This is a genomic window from Colwellia sp. Bg11-12 (assembly GCF_014076955.1).
In the GTDB taxonomy this organism is placed as follows: Bacteria; Pseudomonadota; Gammaproteobacteria; order Enterobacterales; family Alteromonadaceae; genus Colwellia_A.
The window spans coordinates 1-1,019 of record NZ_JACGUZ010000019.1 but is presented as its reverse complement, the minus strand read 5'-3'; the positions used below and the strand labels follow the sequence as shown (position 1 = coordinate 1,019).

General features: G+C 35.5%; 1 protein-coding gene. It reads right to left on the bottom strand.

The window, feature by feature from the left end; all coding sequences use genetic code 11:
• Positions 1-234 precede the first annotated feature (234 nt).
• A complete protein-coding gene (locus H4J39_RS00110) occupies positions 235-642 on the bottom strand; it encodes a hypothetical protein (RefSeq protein WP_182225437.1) in 408 nt (135 codons plus the stop codon).
• Positions 643-1,019: the final 377 nt, after the last annotated feature.

The window sequence follows — 1,019 nt, the reverse complement described above, 5'->3', positions numbered from 1 at the left end:
CAAATGTTATTGCTGGACTCTCGACAATGATTCGCGACATTTACAAATCGTTTAGCGAAAACCCACGAAACAGAATTACCACCAAACCAATAATATAAATGCATAAGATGGTTAACTATTAAAACCGAAAAGTGGTGCTACCTAACGCCCCATTAAGAGGCAAATAATTATTGGCTAAAATAAGCGACGAAGGAGCAAATAGCCAACTGTTATTTGTCCTGCTTGAATGGCTTGTTATAAGGTTTTGCACCTAGCCAAAAATGGTTTTTCACCAAACACCTTGAAAGTGTGATGTGGCATAAGTAATGTTGGCGTTTTGTTATTAATAGATATATGAAAAACAAAACCACATTCTTTTCCGTTGTCTACCCCAAATTTAAATCCATCTTTAGTTTGGCTACCTAAGAATGTAACATTACTAAATTCAAGTGGTGAACTACAAGATTTTTCTAATGGCCAGGTATCACTAAGATTTAATTTTTCAATCTTAATTTTAAATTTGTCATTATTTTGAATTAGCTCAATATCAGCGGAAAAACCTCTATCATTCGGGTAATCCGGATGAGCTAGACATTCAACTTTTTTCGCAGAAATGTTAAAGCTAATTAAAACTAAAGCGACGGAAATTAATAACCTATGCATAGAACCTTATAACGCCCTACTAAGCGGCTAAAAATAGTTGGCTATAATTTGCGAGGGACGAGCACAGCCAACTGTTTGTGTCCGTCTTGAGTTGCTTGTTAGGTGAACAGCTTCGTAAATACAATAACTTAAACCAAACTTTAACAATAATATAACATTCGCCACTTAATAAACACAACTGCTAGATTTTGAGCCACAACACCAAACAATGAAAAGCCAATTCGCAAGGACATTTTGTCTTTGGTAATGCCTGAAGACTATATTGGCGTAAATGACGTAGAGCTTGGCGAAACACTCCAAAACCATATTTAGAAAGTACAAACGCCTACTTAAATTGGCAAATGCTTTAAACAATAAAACGAAGTGGCGATTACACC

Coding starts and splice junctions, on each gene's coding strand:
- H4J39_RS00110 (WP_182225437.1), bottom strand. CDS start 642: ATGCATAGGTTATTAATTTCCGTCGCTTTAGTTTTAATTAGCTTTAAC.